This window comes from Pseudomonas sp. 24 E 13 (assembly GCF_900004715.1).
Lineage (GTDB): Bacteria > Pseudomonadota > Gammaproteobacteria > Pseudomonadales > Pseudomonadaceae > Aquipseudomonas > Aquipseudomonas orientalis_A.
This window is the reverse complement of record NZ_CVTO01000107.1, coordinates 1-17,008: the sequence shown is the minus strand read 5'-3', so window position 1 is coordinate 17,008 and position 17,008 is coordinate 1. Positions and strand designations below refer to the sequence as shown.

The following is a 17,008-nucleotide window of genomic DNA, read 5'->3' as shown; positions in this document are numbered from 1 at the left end:
AAACACGAGAAACGGGTAAAAAAAAGCCCGGCAGTAAACGGTAACGATCTGACGTTGCCCTGCACGAAAGCGCCGCATTATAACCAGCGTTCCGCCCTTGAGGGCTACTGGGCCGGTAGTTGCAGGACGCGGCTTGGCTGGTAGTAGAGGAAAAATCTGCTAACAATGCACACGGTGCGTATAACGGCAGCTAGGCCATAATGCGCGCCGAGATAAGAGGAGCATCTAATGAGCAGCACTGCACAAACTGCTGAAGGCGAAAAAATTCTCATCGTTGACGACGATCCGGGGCTGAGCAGCCTGCTGGAGCGCTTTTTCAACTCCAAGGGCTACCGGGCGCGCGCGGTGCCGAACACCGAGCAGATGGACCGCCTGTTGGGGCGCGAAGTATTCAATCTGGTCGTGCTCGACCTGATGTTGCCTGGCGAAGACGGCCTGACCGCCTGCAAGCGTCTGCGTGGCGTGAACAACCAGATCCCGATCATCATGCTCACTGCCAAGGGCGATGAGCTGAGCCGCATCAAGGGCCTCGAACTGGGCGCCGACGACTACCTGGCCAAACCGTTCAACCCTGACGAGCTGATGGCACGGGTCAAGGCCGTATTGCGTCGCCAGGCACCGCCGGTACCGGGTGCGCCGGGCAGCGAAGACGAAAGCGTGACCTTCGGCGACTACGAGTTGTCCCTGGCGACCCGCGAGCTCAAGCGTGGCGACGAAGTGCACATGCTCACCACCGGCGAATTCGCGGTGCTCAAGGCCCTGGTGATGAACGCTCGCCAGCCGCTGACCCGCGACAAGCTGATGAACCTGGCCCGTGGCCGCGAATGGGACGCCCTGGAGCGCTCCATCGACGTGCAGATCTCCCGACTGCGCCGGATGATCGAGCCGGACCCTTCCAAGCCGCGGTATATCCAGACGGTGTGGGGTGTGGGTTATGTGTTTGTGCCGGATGGCACCGCAACCAAGTGACCGATGATTTGCAGGGACGGGCACCCGGCGTTTGATTCCATGAGGGTCGACGGGGTGCCCGGCGTCTGCAATTCTGCGAGCGCCGCTCGTTCCTGCAAGGTGTCTAGCTGTCTCCTATGAAAACCCCGCTGTGGTTCCCGCAAAGTTTCTTTTCCCGCACCCTTTGGCTGGTGCTCATCGTCGTTCTGTTTTCCAAGGCGCTCACACTGGTTTATCTGTTGATGAACGAGGACGTGCTGGTGGATCGGCAGTACAGCCATGGCGTCGCCTTGACGCTGCGCGCCTACTGGGCCGTAGACCCCGAGAACCGTGAAAAGGTAGCCAAGGCTTCATCACTGATCCGGGTCGATGGTGCCGGCGTGCCCGAGGGCGAGCAGCACTGGCCCTACAGTGAGATCTACCAGCGCCAGATGCAGGCGGAGCTGGGCGACGACACCGAGGTGCGGCTGCGCATGCATGTTTCGCCTGCGCTCTGGGTGAAGGCGCCCAGTCTGGGCGATGCCTGGATCAAGGTCCCGCTGTATCCGCATCCGCTGCGCGGGCAAAAAATCTGGAACGTGTTGGGCTGGTTTCTCGCCATCGGCCTGCTTTCAACCGCGTCCGCATGGATTTTTGTGCGCCAGCTCAACCAACCGCTCAAGCGCCTGGTATTTGCCGCCCGCCAACTGGGCCAGGGGCGCAGTGTGCGCCTGCCGGTCAGCGATACACCCAGTGAAATGACCGAGGTGTACGGCGCGTTCAACCAGATGGCGGAAGACGTCGAACAGGCCGGACGCGAGCGTGAGCTGATGCTGGCGGGGGTCTCCCATGACTTGCGCACGCCGTTGACGCGCCTGCGCCTGTCCTTGGAGTTGATGGGTAGCCATACCGACCTCACCGATGACATGGTGCGTGACATCGAGGATATGGACGCGATTCTGGACCAGTTCCTGGCGTTCATCCGCGATGGGCGTGATGAGGTCGTGGAGGAGGTTGATCTCACCGATCTGGTGCGTGAAGTGGTCGCGCCCTACAACCAGAGCGGTGAGCAGGTGCGCATGCGCCTGGAGCCGATTCAGCCGTTTGCCTTGCGCAGGGTGTCGATGAAGCGCCTGTTGAACAACCTGATCGGCAACGCCCTGCATCATGCCGGTTCGGATGTGGAGGTGGCGGCGTACGTGTCGGGTGACAGCGCGGCGCCCTATGTCGTGCTGAGCGTGATGGATCGCGGCACGGGGATCGACCCGGCTGAACTGGAAGCCATCTTCAACCCGTTCACCCGTGGCGACCGCGCCCGAGGCGGCAAGGGGACCGGTTTGGGGTTGGCGATTGTGCGGCGGATTGCTTCGATGCATGGCGGCAATGTTGAATTGCGCAACCGTGAAGGGGGCGGGCTGGAAGCTCGGGTGCGCTTGCCGCTTGGGTTGATGTTGCCCAGAGACGCAGTCTGACAAACAACATGGATCAAATGTGGGAGGGGGCTTGCTCCCGATTGCGGATTGTCAGTCACCTATGTGCGGACTGACACACCGTTATCGGGGGCAAGCCCCCTCCCACATTTGGTTTGATGTTGTGTCAGGGGCAGAGCTTTTAGCCCTTGCCCTTGGTCCGAGTCATGTTCGGCCCGCCATTTTTTTCCAGATGCTGAATGATGATCCCCGCCACATCCTTGCCGGTGGTGGTCTCGATCCCTTCCAGGCCCGGCGATGAGTTCACCTCCATGACCAGGGGGCCGTGGTTGGAGCGCAGGATATCCACACCTGCCACGGCCAACCCCATGACCTTGGCTGCACGCAATGCGGTCATGCGCTCCTCCGGAGTAATCTTGATCAGGCTGGCGCTGCCGCCACGGTGCAGGTTGGAACGGAATTCGCCCGGCTTGGCCTGGCGTTTCATGGCGGCAATCACCTTGTCGCCCACCACGAAGCAGCGGATATCCGCACCGCCGGCTTCCTTGATGTACTCCTGCACCATGATGTTCTGCTTGAGGCCCATGAACGCCTCGATCACCGACTCCGCTGCCGTTGCCGTTTCGCACAACACCACGCCGATGCCCTGGGTACCCTCCAGCACCTTGATCACCAGGGGCGCGCCATTGACCATTTCGATCAGGTCGGGGATGTCATCCGGGGAGTGGGCGAAGCCGGTCACCGGCAGGCCGATACCTCGGCGCGACAGCAGTTGCAGCGAGCGCAGCTTGTCCCGCGAACGTGCGATGGCCACGGACTCGTTGAGCGGAAAAACGCCCATCATTTCAAACTGGCGCAGCACTGCGCAGCCATAGAAGGTCACCGAGGCGCCGATGCGTGGGATCACCGCATCAAAGCCTTCCAGCGGTTTGCCACGGTAGTGGATCTGCGGCTTGTGGCTGGCAATGTTCATATAGGCCCGCAACGTGTCGATCACCACCATTTCATGGCCACGTTCGGTGCCGGCCTCGACCAGGCGGCGGGTGGAATACAGACGCGGGTTTCGCGACAGCACAGCAATCTTCATGCGGCACCTGGGGCAGAGATAGTGGAAACCGGGAACACCGGCTTGTCTTGTACGTATTTTACGGCCGGGCTGACGACCAACTGGCCGTCAATCAGCGCCTTGGAGCCCAGCAGCAGGCGATAACGCATGGCCTTGCGGCAGGCCAGGGTGAATTCCACTCGCCACACCCGATCGCCCAACGCCAGGGTGGTGCTGATCACGTAGCGCACCTGCGCATGGCCGTTGGAACTCTTGATGGTTTTCATCGTTACCAGAGGCGCTTCGCAGCGCCGGTGACGCAGTTGCACTACGCTGCCCAGGTGTGCGGTAAAGCGCACCCACTTCTCGCCGTCGCGTTCGAACGGCTCGATCTCGGTGGCGTGCAGGCTTGAGGTGCTGGCACCGGTGTCGATCTTGGCGCGCAGGCCTGCCACTCCCAGGTCGGGAAGGGCCACCCACTCACGCAGACCCACAACGGTCAAATGGTCAAATGTCTTCAAATAGGGGTACCGTCATTTTGTCCAGGCTTGAGGGGCAACCTTGGCCAGGGCATTGAATGTGGGCCTGGCGAACCAGTAGCCTTGCATCAGAAATATTCCACAGTCGGAGAGGAAGTCCCGCTCACCGGCACTTTCGATGCCTTCGGCGATGACAGTAACCCCCAACTGCTCACAGATTGTGACAATCCCCCGGACGATCACCTGGCGGACACGGTCCTGGTCGACATCGCGAATCAGCGCCATGTCGAGCTTGATCATGTCAGGTTGGAAATCGGCCAGCAGATTCAACCCCGAATAGCCCGCGCCGAAATCGTCGATGGCGGTCTTGAAGCCGAATTGGCGGTATTCACGCAGAATATTCGTCAAATGGCGATAGTTATCTACATGCTCGCTTTCCAGGGTCTCGAAAATCAGGCGGTCCAGCGGGAAATTGTGCTCGCGGGCGGCGTCGAGGGTGCTGCGGATGCACAGTTCGGGACGGTAGACGGCATTGGGCATGAAGTTAATGGAAAGATAGGTTTGCATGCCCAGGGCGGCGGCGCCGGCAATTGCCTGGGTGCGGCAGCGCTGGTCGAAGCGGTAGCGATTGGTTTCGTTGACATGTGCCAGCACCGACAACGCGCCTTCACCCTGCGTGCCGCGCACCAAGGCTTCATGGGCAAATATCGAACGGTCACGCAGGTCTACGATAGGCTGGTAGGCGAAAGCAAAATCGAACCCCAGCGGCTCGCTTTGCTGGCAACCCACGCACCGCTGGTTGGGCGAGGTGAGTGAAAGGGGAAAGTCGGTCACGGCGTATCCTCGCGAAAACAGGGTGCTACCTGGCGTATCTTAGGTGAGCCTTGGGGTTTATGCGTCGAAGGGTTTCAACGGTAAGGTTGCGACATTTTTCAGAGCGAGGAATTCAAGTGGCTCAAAAGCAGGAAGAGGAAGAAAAGGTCCGTTTGGACAAGTGGCTGTGGGCCGCGCGTTTCTACAAGACCCGTGCCCTGGCCAAGGCCGCCATCGAGAGCGGCAAGGTGCACCATCGCGGCGAGCGCTGCAAGCCGGGGAAGGAACCGCGCGTCGGCGATGAGTTTCAGATTCGTACAGGGTTTGATGAAAAGACTGTCGTGGTGCAAGCGCTCTCCAGCGTGCGCCGGGGTGCGCCTGAAGCGCAGGCGTTGTACGCGGAAACCGAAGCCAGTATCGCCAAGCGGGAAAATGCCGCAGCCATGCGCAAGGCGGGGGCCTCAGGCCTGACTACCGACGGCAAGCCGAGCAAGAAGCAGCGTCGCGATCTGTTCAAGTTTCGCGGCAGCGGCAATGATGATTGATTGCACAATCTCCAGCCCGAACGAGATCAACAATGTGGGAGGGGGCAAGCCCCCTCCCACAGTTAGCCCGCATCGTTAAGGGATTGTGCGCATGACGCTCAGTCGTCCGATCACCGGCAGTTTGCCAAGCAGCCCGAACATAGGCGCGGTTACCCGCAACAGGAACCCCGACACTTTCGCCGCAAACGGGGTGTAATACCCCCAGCCCAGGGCCAACAGCGCCAGCAATACCCCGCCGATATAATCGTCCTGTCCCCAATGCGCGCCCGCTACGAGCCGCGGCATCATGAACAACAGCGCCAGGCCCCAGATCACCAGCACCTGGCCGATGCGCTTGGCGAACACGCTCATGAACATCGCCCAGATCAACAACACCGAAGCATGATCGCCAGGAAAGCTCTGGCTCGAACGGTCTTTCAATTCCCAGGTTTTCTCAAGCCCGGGGAAAAAATCGCTCATCTGAATCGCGCCGTCGATCACCATTGACGGGCTGCTGTGCTGCCAACCCATGTGCGCCGCGAGCTTGGAAAACAGCATGCGGATAAATAGCAACAGCAGCAGAATACCAAGGAAGCCAAAGAACGCCTGGCGCACCTGCATAACCTTGAACACCCAGTCGCCGCGAATCAGCAGTGCCAGCAGAATCACCCCGACGATCGCATCGAAGGGCCGCAGGCTCGCCACGGCCCACACGTTCAGCCAGGTCGAGTTGCTGGCGAGCGGGCCATTGAGCAGGTGAAACAGCCACTCGTCGAAAATCACACACAGCATCTGGCCCGTGGGCCACAGCCAGAAACACAGCAGCCCGATAGCGACTAGATTGCAAAGAGCCCATCGCCGGAGGTTCCAGTTCGCTTGGAACAAACCCGGATTGTTCATAAACTGTCCCTCATCGCTCTCTAGCTCCTTGTTTCAGGAGAAATCGCACCAATGTGGTGCTAAAGCGTTTAATTTTATAAACGTTGTAATCATTTTGTCATCACTTCAGATACCCAAACCTATGACTGATCTACCGGATACCGACTTCACCCAACGCTTTATCTTTGACGAGAACGACGCCCGCGGCGAGCTGGTCTCGTTGGAGCTCAGCTATGCCGAAGTCCTTGCCAAACACGCGTATCCGGAGCCGGTCGCGCAATTGCTCGGTGAGTTGATGGCGGCCGCTGCGCTGCTGGTGGGCACGATGAAATTCGATGGCTTGCTGATCCTGCAGGCGCGTTCCGAAGGTCCGATCCCGATGTTGATGATCGAGTGTTCCAGCGAGCGCGAAATCCGTGGCCTGGCCCGCTATGACGTCGACCGGATTACCCCGGATGCCACGTTCTCCGAGCTGATGGCCGATGGCGTGCTGGCCATCACCGTTGACCCCACCGAGGGCCAGCGCTACCAGGGCATCGTTGATCTGGACGGCGAGACCCTGTCGGACTGCTTTACCAACTATTTCGTCATGTCCCAGCAGGTCGGCACCAAGTTCTGGCTCAACGCCAACGGCAAGCGCGCTCGCGGCCTGTTGTTGCAGCAATTGCCGGCTGACCGTATCAAGGACGAGGATGAGCGCACCGATAGCTGGCGCAAGCTGACCGCCCTGGCCGGCACCCTGACTGCTGAAGAATTGCTGGGCCTGGACAACGAGACCATCCTGCACCGCCTGTACCACGAAGAAGCGGTGCGCCTGTTCGACGAGCAGTCCCTGCGCTTCAATTGCAGCTGCTCGCGCGAGCGTTCAGCCAATGCCCTGGTCAGCCTTGGCCTGGAAGATGCGCAAAACCTGGTGGTGGAACACGGTGGTCATATCGAGATCGACTGCCAGTTCTGCAACGAGCGTTATCTGTTCGATGCCGCCGATGTTGCCCAGTTATTCGCCGGTGCAGGCAGCGACACCCCTTCCGACACCCGTCACTAAAACGTTTAAGCACAGGTAAATCACCTGCCAAATGCCGGATTAGAGGCGTTCTGACGGGAGGGCCCTACTCTTTTTGGGCTTTTCTGGCATAATCCGGCCCACTTTTTTCGCGGTAGTAGTGCGCAACTTTCTACTACAAAACGTTTGGAGCACTCGGCCACAGGCCGACGGGGAACCTCATGACGCAAGCCAATAACGCCGTATACACCGATCTGAGTGTTGACGATCTGGTCAAAGAAGCCCTGCAGCGCGGTGAAGGCGTGCTTGCCGATACTGGCGCGCTGGTCGTAGAAACGGGTCACCGCACTGGCCGTTCGCCGGTCGACCGCTTCATCGTTGAAGAGCCTACTACCCAGGACGCAATCGCCTGGGGCCCGATCAACCGCAAGTTCCCGGCCGACAAGTTCGATGCCCTGTGGAACCGCGTAGAAGCCTTCAACAACGCGCAGGAACACTTTGTTTCCCACGTTCACGTAGGGGCTTCCGAAGACCACTACCTGGCCGTGAAAATGACCACCCAGACTGCCTGGCAGAACCTGTTCGGTCGTTGCCTGTTCATCAACCCGGCCCGGTACAACCCGGCCGGTCGTGACGAGTGGCAAGTGCTCAACGTGGCCAACTTCGAGTGCGTGCCAGAGCGTGACGGCACCAACTCCGACGGTTGCGTGATCCTCAATTTCGCCCAGAAAAAAGTGCTGATCGCCGGCATGCGTTACGCCGGTGAAATGAAGAAAGCCATGTTCTCGGTGCAGAACTTCCTGCTGCCGGCCTCCGACGTCTTGCCGATGCACTGCGCCGCCAACATCGGCGAAGCAGGCGACGTGACCCTGTTCTTCGGCCTGTCGGGTACCGGTAAAACCACTCTGTCCGCCGACGAAAGCCGCTACCTGATCGGTGACGACGAACACGGTTGGGGCGAAGGCGTGGTGTTCAACATCGAAGGCGGTTGCTATGCCAAGTGCATCGACCTGTCCGAGAAGAACGAGCCGGTTATCTGGAAGGCCATCAAGCACGGCGCCGTGCTGGAAAACGTCGTTATCGACGAGGCCGGGCATGCTGACTACACCAATGTCAGCCTGACCCAGAACAGCCGCGCCGCCTACCCGCTGGAGCACGTTGCCAAGCGTTCCGAGAAGAACCTGGGCGGCGAGCCCAACGCGGTGATCTTCCTGACCTGCGACCTGACCGGCGTATTGCCGCCCGTGTCGATCCTCAGCGAAGAACAAGCGGCCTACCACTTCCTGTCCGGCTACACCGCATTGGTGGGCTCGACCGAAATGGGTTCGGGCAGCGGCATCAAGTCGACCTTCTCCACCTGCTTCGGCGCACCGTTCTTCCCCCGCCCGGCCGGTGAATACGCTGAGCTGTTGATCAAGCGCATCCGTGGCTTCGGCTCCAAGGTCTACCTGGTGAACACCGGCTGGACCGGCGGCGGCTACGGTGTCGGCAAACGCTTCAACATCCCGACCACTCGCGGCGTCATCGCAGCGATCCAGAGCGGAGCGTTGATCGGTGCCGAAACTGAGCACCTCGACACCATCAACCTCGACGTGCCATTGGCCGTACCGGGCGTTGAGACCGGCCTGTTGAACCCACGTAACACCTGGGCTGACCAGGCGGCCTACGATGAAGCAGCGAAGGCGCTGGCCGGGTTGTTCGTCGAGAACTTCAAGAAATTTGAAGTGAGTGATGCGATCAAGGCTGCTGGGCCTAAGTTGTAAGATTCGTAAGTTGTGAAAAAGCCGCCCCTCGTGGGCGGCTTTTTATTTGGCAGTAGCTTTTGAGTCATAAACGCTAGATATTTTGCTTAGGCGGGTCGACGCTATTTTATAAGTTGCGATGTCGGTGAGGTATATCATTAATATTTTTCTACTTGACTCAATGCTATATAAGGTTGCGATAACACAGAGTAAACACGCGGCAGTCATGGATTTGTCATGTACAATTGTTAAGTATAAGCATATGATACTCATAGATATAAAGGTTTCGCTCAGGTTAGCGAGTCTTTTTACTCTCTTCTCGGCAGAGTTTTTTTCTAACTTCCAATCGAAAGTTATCTCCAATATCCGATCCGTGAAGAAAAGGTCGTTACTTTTTTCAAGTTCTTGGAGTTTAGCGATTATAGTTCCAAGCTTTTTTAGCGTGAAGCTATTTGTGACTTTTGCTAATAGTTGATATGCCTTGGCGGAAAAAAAGAAAACTATTGCCGTCGTAAAAAATATCGGAATGGCAGGAAGGAGTTTTAGTGAGCTGTTAAGTTTTTCGGTAAGCTCCGAAATGCTTGGCCCTTTCGTTAGCAAGTCGAATATTTCAAAGTTTTCAGGTGAGTAGAATACGAGCGCGACCGCAAAAACGATAAGTCTTTCTTTAGTAATTAGCCCGTGGACAGGTTTCAAGCTGTCCTCAATAAAACTTTCTAAAATCATTTGCGGAATGCGATAAATACGATATCGCCTGCGAGTGGATCGAATGTGCCGTAAACAGAAAGAGGACATGCAATTATGTCGATTTCTGTATTTCCTATGTTGTACTTGTTGAGCTCTTGGGCATCTGATTCGCTTGCTACCAAGAGCTTCATTTCTTTGTCAGTGGAGGAACAAATAAACTTAACTACGTAGGGGAATCCTGTACCCCCCCTATTTACTAGACCTTCTAGCTTTCCCGAATACGACACGGGGTGTGCAAGTCGTTGTGCTCTTACTACTTTTGCAAAAGCCTTACTTTTATTTTGGTCGAAAACAAAGGTGGCCGGATGTCTTGGATCCGCATTATGTATAGTGATCCGGTCTTCCGAACAACTTTTAGATCGAAGGGGGGCGAGCATATTATTTATATCATTCAGGAAAGCCGCTTGTGCGTAGTCTGTTTGTGCAACTTGTTCTTTGTCAATTAGAGATTGGTGGCTGATTGGTTTTACTAGGCCCGAAGCTAATTGAACTCTTACCGTTTCGACGCGTGTATCGAATGTAGATATTTTGCTGTCGATAGTGCTTTCGGCCTCTCGATATGGCTCTGCTAAAAATGTATTAAACCTAGCTGTCGCGCCAACGAGCAAGTTTCCTATTAGAGGAAGAATTATAGATCCTTCTATAATTTCTTCTAGATATAGGTCCGCGACGGGGTAGTGGATTTGATGCAGTGTAGCACCTTTTCCAACAGTATCCCTAGTTTCATACATTACTATCTTGTCTATTGCTCTTTGAAAGTGCGGTAATGTATGTGATAGCGTTCTTATAGAGATTTTATTGCCTTTTGCCAAAGCGCCTTCAAATTTTATTATTAATTGTCGTTCCATTGCATTATCCTGAAACTTTATGTTCGTAATTTATCTATATTTAGCAGCGTTTTTAATGCTCGTATATTTTAGTGCTCAGGAGAATGTCTGTTGAATGAGTGAACATATTGCTTGTGGTGCGAAGTTTTCTTTTTAAGTCGCATGCTGGATTCCATTCTCGGGCGCCGTAATTTTGGTTCGTTTGTTTAGCTTCTCAACGTCCTTAAAGACTAAACCGTAATGGAAGCATTTTGCTAGCTCTTTACGCGCTAGCTGAGAACGCACACCGAAGTTGCAGCACCGCTGAGCCAATAACGCTAAGACAATCGTCTGTATCGGTACGACCGATAAGCGCTCCTGGTCGCTGCGATCGTACCCGACAGCGTACGGATCACCGTCACCACGGGCCCTGTCATCGCTCCCGACAAAGAATGCCGAAAACCCGCCCAGGTTTATAAGCTCGCCCCGGTCGGGATCACTAGATAACCTTGCCACAAAGGGGTGAGCGGCCCGAGCACCGGCAGGATGTAGCCGCTTTGCAGTCAAAAACTGGTGCCGTAAAGCAGCGAGGAGAGCATGGTTTAGGCGTCAAAAGCGCGGGGTGTTATGGGGGCGCCGCCGTTGTCCTTGTGAATGCTGGAGGATTACGCCGATCACGCACAAGACGATACAACCCAGTTGGGTCAAACTGATTTGTTCGCCGCTTGCCCAAGACAGCAATGTGGCGAGCACGCCGTAGACGTTACAGCGGTGCGACAATCTGGACAGAATGAAGGCGCCGAAGACGGTGAGCATGGCGGAAGCGATGCACGAGAGCCAGACGCTGAGTAGCGCGTCTATGGATTTGAGCAGAAAGCCGGGGAGCATGAGCAACGGCAGGGTCATAATCAGAAACCATGCGCTTGGCCGAAGTACGCCGCGCGTTTAACGTCTACGGGTGGGGCGTTGGGCCCATCAGAAAGTCCGTGCCGCCCCTGAGCAGGGTGGCCAGCAGACCCACTGTTACGTCCATGTAAAGTACTTATCACGTATACCGTCGCCAGGTTAACGCAGATCCAAATGTGGGAGGGGCTGCCACGATTGCGGTGTAACAGTCAAAAGTTGATCACCTGACACACTGCTATCGGGGGCAAGCCCCCTCCCACACTTGATTCTCGGTGTTCTTCATGTCAGCCCAGGTTTTCCAGCGTTTGCGTATTCCAGCTGTGGGTCTTGATCGCGAGGTAGAGCATGTTGATCGTCAGCGGCACTTTTTCGCCACGGCCCTTGGCCCGACGTTTGAGAAAGACATCAAACACCGGCGGGTTGAAGTAACGATAAGTGTCGAAGTCGCCCAGGTCGAGCGCGAATTCCTGTTCCAGCGCTTCCATCAGTTGCTTGGCCTCATTGCCATCACAGTCCAGGTCGAAGTTGAGTGAGGTTTGCAGGCGGATGGTCTTGTGCTTCGGCAGGCCAATTTCTTCGTGCAGCAGTTGCAGGAGTTGCTGCATGACGGGGTCTTCGGGGAAGCCGGGGGCGAGGTTCATGGTGGGGGCACGCAGGAGTGGGTGAGGCGGCTGGTTGCGGTGGAAGCGGTATTTGTTTCGGGTGATGAAGAGTGCCAAGCCTATCAGGAATATAAAGACAGGTAGGAGGGGTATTCTGAGAATCACCGCTACGTAGGGTAGCAGGAACGTCAAAATCAGGCCTGTTGCCAGACATATGACTGCGAAGCGTCTTCTGAGCATTGGGTCTGTGATTTGGTAGTGCAGCACCCAATAGATAACGAGAAAAGACGCAGATTGAAGGTAAAGGGCCATGTTACTAAGACTCGTCCGAGTAGACATGCATTGAGAGTGTTGAGCGCTGAGGCCCTATGCCTCCTCTCACACTGGCATCCAAACCGATGATGATGTCTCCAGCGTGGTATCGGCGAAGCTTGCCAGAAATCGTATTGCCAGCGAAGCCTGCAGTTACGTTTGAAATGACAAGCCCCGGTGCTTTCACCGCTCCGGAGATTATTTGTTTGATGAGCACGTTTTGGTCGTTTAGCCGATCCGCCTGATTTCGTCTCAAAGGATAGGAAATCGCGACCTTCATCTCGCATGGCAAATCTCTGGCCAGCATTTTTTCGTACAGCCTGCGTATCTGATCGCGCAGTTGCCGCGCTGCCGTTTTTGCTTCAAGCAGGCATAGGTTGTCTAAAGAATGCCGATTGTCAGGTAAAACAGTAAAGCGAGTCACTATGAAGATGACCCCATAGTGCCCGATGTATTGAGTCCTTTCGATATTCACAGGTTTCTGCCCAAAAAGTTGAGAGGGCGCTATTTTCAGTCAGCTGCGGGTAACTTCTGTAGAGGGTTGAGCGGGTCTTTGCAGCAGTTTGGGAAAGGTATGGCGCAACGTTTGGCGGTTTCCTACAGCGGACTTCGGCATTTATGGCTTGGCAATGATTTAACAGTCGAAGCCGCTCAATTGTAGGAGCGAGCTTGCTCGCGAAAAACTCAAGGACGCCGGGTTTTTTCTGATTTACCGCGTCATCGTTGACGATTTTCGCGAGCAAGCTCGCTCCTACATAGCGCGTTGCTTAGATTTGCGTCTGTTCAGGTTGCAGTTGTACGTGTTGCGCGGCTTCCAGCAAATCACAGCCGTCCTGAACCAGCAGGTACAAGGCGTTGATGATGTGTGAAATGTCTTTGAGGTCGGCGTGCTCGAAGGTCAGGCAGGAGAAGGTTTCGAGCAGGTCCGTAGCTGCGCGGATACGTTGGTGGGCGGCGGACTGTGTCCAGGTTGGTCAACCGGCAGGGATCACCCGGTACGCCCGAAGGCGTCCCAAACACAGCCGCCATGAAGCGTGTGGGCACGGAAGTGCCTACGACATCTGAGGGTGCGTATGCGATCTCTGTAACCGGGTGACCAAACCCGGTCGCTGATTTTGCAGCGAGGGGCGAACTATAGGTGGGTGTGGTGTGATGGTGCAATACAGGCAAAAGGCTGTTTAGCGTGGCCTACTGATACACCGCTCAAAAATCGCCTCCAGCCCCCGATAATCACACGCCACCGCATCGATATTCGCCGGTATCCATGCCGTATGTTTCACCAGCCACCAGTTCACCGAAAATCCGGCATTCACGATGATTTGTTCAAACAGAATCCGTTGCGCCCGGCCATTGCCTTCGCGGAAGGGGTGGATGACGTTGAGGTCGCCGTAGGCCTCGGCAATCCGCTTTACCAGTTCGGCTTGGCTTACGCCAACGAACCAGTTCGCTTCCTCCATATGCCGAATGATCTTCGCCGCTTCCGGCGGGATGCGTTCCGGGGTGCAGAACAGCGTTTCGCCCTTCTGGATGTTGACGCTGCGCAGTTCGCCAGCCCAATCGTAGATATCGCCAAACAGGGTGCGGTGGATGTGTTGCAGACGGTCAAGGTCGTAGGGCGGCGGGAAAAGAGGGAGGTTGCCTATGGCAATTTCGGATAATTCCCGCTCGGCCTGGTGCAGGCTGGTTTCGTCGAGCAAATCGAGGCGGTTGCGCAGAACGCTGCTACCGGGGTAGCAGTACGGATCCTGGCCCACCCCGTATTTGTCGAGCATCAGCGTTGGGTGCTGCGGTACTTGGCAAGGACGGCTTCGCGGGTCGGCAGCGGTTTGTCGACGTCGGCCGGTTGGGTGTCGAACCCTTCCAGGCGCAGGCTGGCCAGGTAGTTGGAACGGCGGATCTTGTGGTAATGATCCTGTTTTTGCTCAAACGTCAGTTCGCTCATTGCAGCGTACTCCTGGTTAGCAAGGCTTTGATTGTAGCGCAATGCATCAATGCACAGACAGGTTAAAAAACCACCAACAACCCTAACATGGGAGCGTGGGCAAGCCCTCTCCCTACATCTGGTTCTGCCGCCTCCTGCTATTCCCACGGAAAAATCCCACTTCGGCCCTGGGCCATCCCTCACCCTGTGTATCATCCTGTCTCTTTTTTCCATGCGACCTTTCTCGATTCGCTGAACTTACTGGGCTACGTTTTTAAGCCACGTTCAACGGTCAATGGAGTGACAGCCTATGCACGACACCCTCCAGCAGGTCTTCGGTTATCCGCAGTTTCGTCCGGGCCAGGAAGAAGCAGTCAGCGCCGTATTGGCCGGTCGCTCGGCGGCTGCGATTTTCCCGACCGGGTCTGGCAAGTCGCTGTGTTATCAACTTTCAGCCGTACTGCTGCCGCACCTGACGCTGGTGGTGTCGCCGCTGTTGGCGTTGATGCAGGACCAGTTGGGTTTCCTCAAGCGCCACGGTATTTCAGCGGGCAGTATCGATTCGGCCCAGAGCCGCGATGATGCCAACGATGTGATGGCCCGTGCGCGTTCGGGCGAGCTGAAAATCCTGATGATTTCCGTGGAGCGCTTGAAGAACGAGCGCTTTCGAAACTTCCTGCAAAGCGTGCAGATCTCCTTGCTGGTGGTGGATGAGGCGCACTGCATTTCCGAATGGGGCCACAACTTTCGTCCGGACTATCTGAAGCTGCCGGACTACCAGCGCCAGTTCAAGATCCCGCAGGCGCTGCTGCTGACGGCCACCGCCACTCCCAGCGTGATTGCCGATATGCAGGGCAAGTTTGCGATTGCGCCGCAGGACGTGATTACCACCGGCTTCTACCGGCCCAACCTCAACTTGCTGGTGGAGCCGGTGAGCGGCGCGGACAAGCGCCGTCGCCTTGTGCAATGGATGAGCGAGCGGGCCGACCAGCCCAGCATCGTCTACGTCACCCTGCAGAAAACCGCCGAGCAGATTGCCGAGCACCTGAACCGCAATGGCATCCAGGCCGAGGCGTATCACGCCGGGCTGCCCCACGATAAACGCGAGGGCATCCAGCAGCGTTTCATGGGCGGGCGCTCCAACTGCATCGTCGCCACCATCGCGTTTGGCATGGGCATCGACAAAAGTGACATCCGTAACGTGGTGCACTTCGACCTGCCCAAATCCATCGAGAACTACAGCCAGGAAATCGGCCGCGCCGGTCGTGATGGGCGGCCCTCCGACTGCCTGGTGCTGGCCAACCGCGACAGCCTCAATGTGCTGGAGAACTTCGTGTACGGCGATACGCCGGAGCAGGAGGGTATCCGTCGGGTGCTGGAAGAATTGCAGGCCGCACGTGGCGAGGGCCAGTGGGAGTTTTTGCTGAGGTCGTTGTCGGACCACAGCAATATTCGCGAGCTGCCGTTGAAGACCCTGCTGGTGCAGTTGGAGCTCAAGGGCGTGATCGCGCCGCGCTACGCGTTTTATGCCGAATACCGTTTCAAGTACCTGATCGAACCCGAGGCCTTGCTCGCACGTTTCTCCGGCGAGCGGCAGCAATTTGTCGCGGCGATCATCCAGGTGTGCAAACGCGCAAAAACCTGGGCAACGGTGGATTTCGACGCGCTGTATCAGCAGCACAATGCCGAGCGCAGCCGGGTGGTGAAGGCGCTGGATTACTTCCAGGAGCAGGGCCTGATCGAGCTGGAAAGCAAGCAGATGACCGAGGTCTACAGCCTGCTGGACACCGATTTCGATGCGCAGGTGTTGAGCAACGAGTTATACACAGGCTTCACGCGGCACGAGATGACGGAGGTGGCGCGGATTCACGCCATGCTCGATCTATTTGCCACCGAGCACTGCCTTGGGCAACGTCTGGCGCTGTATTTTGGCGATGAAAACGCACCGCAGCGTTGCGGGCACTGCTCGGTGTGCCACGGCCATGTAGCGCACTTGCTGGCGCCGCCGAGCTTGCCGCCGCTTGTGGATAAAAACTTCATGGGGCTGTGCGGTGATTTTATCCACAGGCATCATGAGTACACCGGCCAATTACCGGGAGCGCAGCGGCTGACGCGCTTTCTGGGCGGAATCAGCGTGCCGTTGTTCACCAAGTTGAAAGCGCGGGGCATTCCCGGTTTCGCCGCACTGGAGGACTACCCCTACGCCGAGGTACGCGATTGGGCCGAGGCCCATTTGAATGATCTGTAAACCTATTTTCACCCGAGGTGCCCATGCCTGACTCAGTGCCACAACGTGCCGACTACCCCCACTTTCAGCCGATCATCACGCGCTGGCACGATAACGATGTGTATGGCCATGTGAACAATGTGACCTACTACAGCTTCTTCGACACCGCAGTGAATACCTACCTGATCGAACAAGGCGGGTTGGATATCCATGACGGTGAAGTGGTTGGGTTTGTGGTGAGTTCAGCGTGTGATTATTTTGCGTCGATCGCTTTTCCCGAGCGCATCGAAATCGGCTTGCGGGTGGGCAAGTTGGGCAACAGTTCGGTGCAGTATGAGTTGGCGGTGTTCAAGGCCGGCGAGGAAGAGGCCTGCGCGGCGGGGCGCTTTGTGCATGTGTTTGTCGATAGAGCCTCGAACCAGCCGGTGGCGATTCCGGGGCTATTGCGCGAGGCGTTGCAGCGGTTGGTAGGCTGACCAAATGTGGGAGGGGGCTTGCCCCCTCCCACATGGGATTTTCGTCAGGCCTTAGTCATCGTAGCGATGATGGCGCTTGTGCTTGTTCTTGCGATGACCATAGGCATGACCGCGGCCTGGGTGATCATCGCGATAGTAGCGACGGTCGTCACGGCCACGATAACGGCGG

Annotated in this window: 17 protein-coding genes and 2 pseudogenes; 7 read left to right on the top strand and 12 right to left on the bottom strand. The window is 56.8% G+C overall.

What is annotated here, in order from left to right; genetic code table 11:
- Positions 1-228: 228 nt before the first annotated feature.
- Positions 229-969: an osmolarity response regulator transcription factor OmpR gene (gene ompR / locus BFP90_RS10175; RefSeq protein ID WP_065893789.1), complete on the top strand. Its 741-nt coding sequence runs from the start codon at positions 229-231 to the stop codon at positions 967-969.
- A gap of 116 nt (positions 970-1,085) precedes the next feature.
- Positions 1,086-2,399: an ATP-binding protein gene (locus BFP90_RS10170; RefSeq protein WP_065884638.1), complete on the top strand. Its 1,314-nt coding sequence runs from the start codon at positions 1,086-1,088 to the stop codon at positions 2,397-2,399.
- Positions 2,400-2,538: 139 nt separating this feature from the next.
- Here the strand turns inward: BFP90_RS10170 and rimK are convergent, their stop codons facing one another.
- From rimK to BFP90_RS10155, 3 genes are read right to left on the bottom strand one after another with little or no spacing between them, the layout of a single operon-like run.
- Positions 2,539-3,444, bottom strand: coding sequence for a 30S ribosomal protein S6--L-glutamate ligase (gene rimK, locus BFP90_RS10165; protein ID WP_003171022.1), 906 nt, complete (start codon positions 3,442-3,444; stop codon positions 2,539-2,541).
- A complete protein-coding gene (locus BFP90_RS10160) occupies positions 3,441-3,890 on the bottom strand; it encodes a retropepsin-like aspartic endopeptidase RimB (RefSeq protein WP_170827547.1) in 450 nt (149 codons plus the stop codon). The genes rimK and BFP90_RS10160 overlap by 4 nt, the downstream gene beginning before the upstream one ends.
- Before the next feature lie 45 nt (positions 3,891-3,935).
- Positions 3,936-4,715, bottom strand: coding sequence for a S6 modification regulatory phosphodiesterase RimA (locus tag BFP90_RS10155; RefSeq protein WP_065896577.1), 780 nt, complete (start codon positions 4,713-4,715; stop codon positions 3,936-3,938).
- A 116-nt stretch (positions 4,716-4,831) separates the two neighbouring features.
- Between BFP90_RS10155 and BFP90_RS10150 the strand changes: the two genes are divergently transcribed.
- Positions 4,832-5,239: an RNA-binding S4 domain-containing protein gene (locus BFP90_RS10150; protein WP_065884635.1), complete on the top strand. Its 408-nt coding sequence runs from the start codon at positions 4,832-4,834 to the stop codon at positions 5,237-5,239.
- A gap of 75 nt (positions 5,240-5,314) precedes the next feature.
- Here the strand turns inward: BFP90_RS10150 and BFP90_RS10145 are convergent, their stop codons facing one another.
- Positions 5,315-6,118, bottom strand: a complete 804-nt coding sequence (locus BFP90_RS10145) for a phosphatase PAP2 family protein (RefSeq protein ID WP_065896576.1) — start codon at positions 6,116-6,118, stop codon at positions 5,315-5,317.
- A gap of 121 nt (positions 6,119-6,239) precedes the next feature.
- Here BFP90_RS10145 and hslO point away from each other — a divergent pair, with 121 nt between their 5' ends.
- Together hslO and BFP90_RS10135 are read left to right on the top strand one after the other, a co-directional pair.
- Positions 6,240-7,142 (top strand): Hsp33 family molecular chaperone HslO, encoded by a 903-nt coding sequence (hslO, locus tag BFP90_RS10140; RefSeq protein ID WP_065884633.1) that lies wholly within the window; start codon positions 6,240-6,242, stop codon positions 7,140-7,142.
- A gap of 179 nt (positions 7,143-7,321) precedes the next feature.
- Entirely contained in the window at positions 7,322-8,863 is a 1,542-nt protein-coding gene (locus BFP90_RS10135) for a phosphoenolpyruvate carboxykinase (RefSeq protein ID WP_065884632.1), read from the top strand.
- A 42-nt stretch (positions 8,864-8,905) separates the two neighbouring features.
- Here the strand turns inward: BFP90_RS10135 and BFP90_RS10130 are convergent, their stop codons facing one another.
- The 8 genes and pseudogenes from BFP90_RS10130 to BFP90_RS28230 form a co-directional block, all read right to left on the bottom strand.
- The gene (locus BFP90_RS10130) at positions 8,906-9,538 is read right to left on the bottom strand and encodes a hypothetical protein (RefSeq protein ID WP_141688950.1); all 633 of its coding nucleotides are present in this window, start codon (positions 9,536-9,538) and stop codon (positions 8,906-8,908) included.
- A gap of 26 nt (positions 9,539-9,564) precedes the next feature.
- A complete protein-coding gene (locus BFP90_RS28240) occupies positions 9,565-10,437 on the bottom strand; it encodes a hypothetical protein (protein ID WP_141688949.1) in 873 nt (290 codons plus the stop codon).
- A 341-nt stretch (positions 10,438-10,778) separates the two neighbouring features.
- A pseudogene (locus BFP90_RS27260) lies at positions 10,779-11,428 on the bottom strand (EamA family transporter); the annotation flags it as partial.
- Positions 11,429-11,585: 157 nt separating this feature from the next.
- Positions 11,586-11,942 carry a DUF1493 family protein gene (locus tag BFP90_RS10120; RefSeq protein ID WP_065896594.1) on the bottom strand — a complete coding sequence of 119 codons (357 nt, stop codon included), beginning with the start codon at positions 11,940-11,942 and terminating at the stop codon, positions 11,586-11,588.
- Between the two features lie 277 nt (positions 11,943-12,219).
- Positions 12,220-12,639 (bottom strand): hypothetical protein, encoded by a 420-nt coding sequence (locus BFP90_RS10115; RefSeq protein WP_256097467.1) that lies wholly within the window; start codon positions 12,637-12,639, stop codon positions 12,220-12,222.
- Positions 12,640-12,982: 343 nt separating this feature from the next.
- Positions 12,983-13,174, bottom strand: a pseudogene (locus BFP90_RS29130) (hypothetical protein); the annotation flags it as partial.
- 219 nt (positions 13,175-13,393) lie between these two features.
- Positions 13,394-13,987: a putative adenosine monophosphate-protein transferase Fic gene (locus BFP90_RS10105; protein ID WP_065893785.1), complete on the bottom strand. Its 594-nt coding sequence runs from the start codon at positions 13,985-13,987 to the stop codon at positions 13,394-13,396.
- On the bottom strand, positions 13,987-14,157 hold the full coding sequence (locus tag BFP90_RS28230) for a YhfG family protein (protein WP_122463858.1): 171 nt from the start codon (positions 14,155-14,157) through the stop codon (positions 13,987-13,989). Before BFP90_RS28230 ends, BFP90_RS10105 begins: the two co-directional genes overlap by 1 nt.
- A 289-nt stretch (positions 14,158-14,446) precedes the next feature.
- Between BFP90_RS28230 and BFP90_RS10100 the strand changes: the two genes are divergently transcribed.
- Positions 14,447-16,384 (top strand): RecQ family ATP-dependent DNA helicase, encoded by a 1,938-nt coding sequence (locus BFP90_RS10100; protein ID WP_065896572.1) that lies wholly within the window; start codon positions 14,447-14,449, stop codon positions 16,382-16,384.
- A 23-nt stretch (positions 16,385-16,407) separates the two neighbouring features.
- Positions 16,408-16,839: an acyl-CoA thioesterase gene (locus BFP90_RS10095; RefSeq protein ID WP_065896571.1), complete on the top strand. Its 432-nt coding sequence runs from the start codon at positions 16,408-16,410 to the stop codon at positions 16,837-16,839.
- The last annotated feature ends 169 nt before the right edge of the window (positions 16,840-17,008 follow it).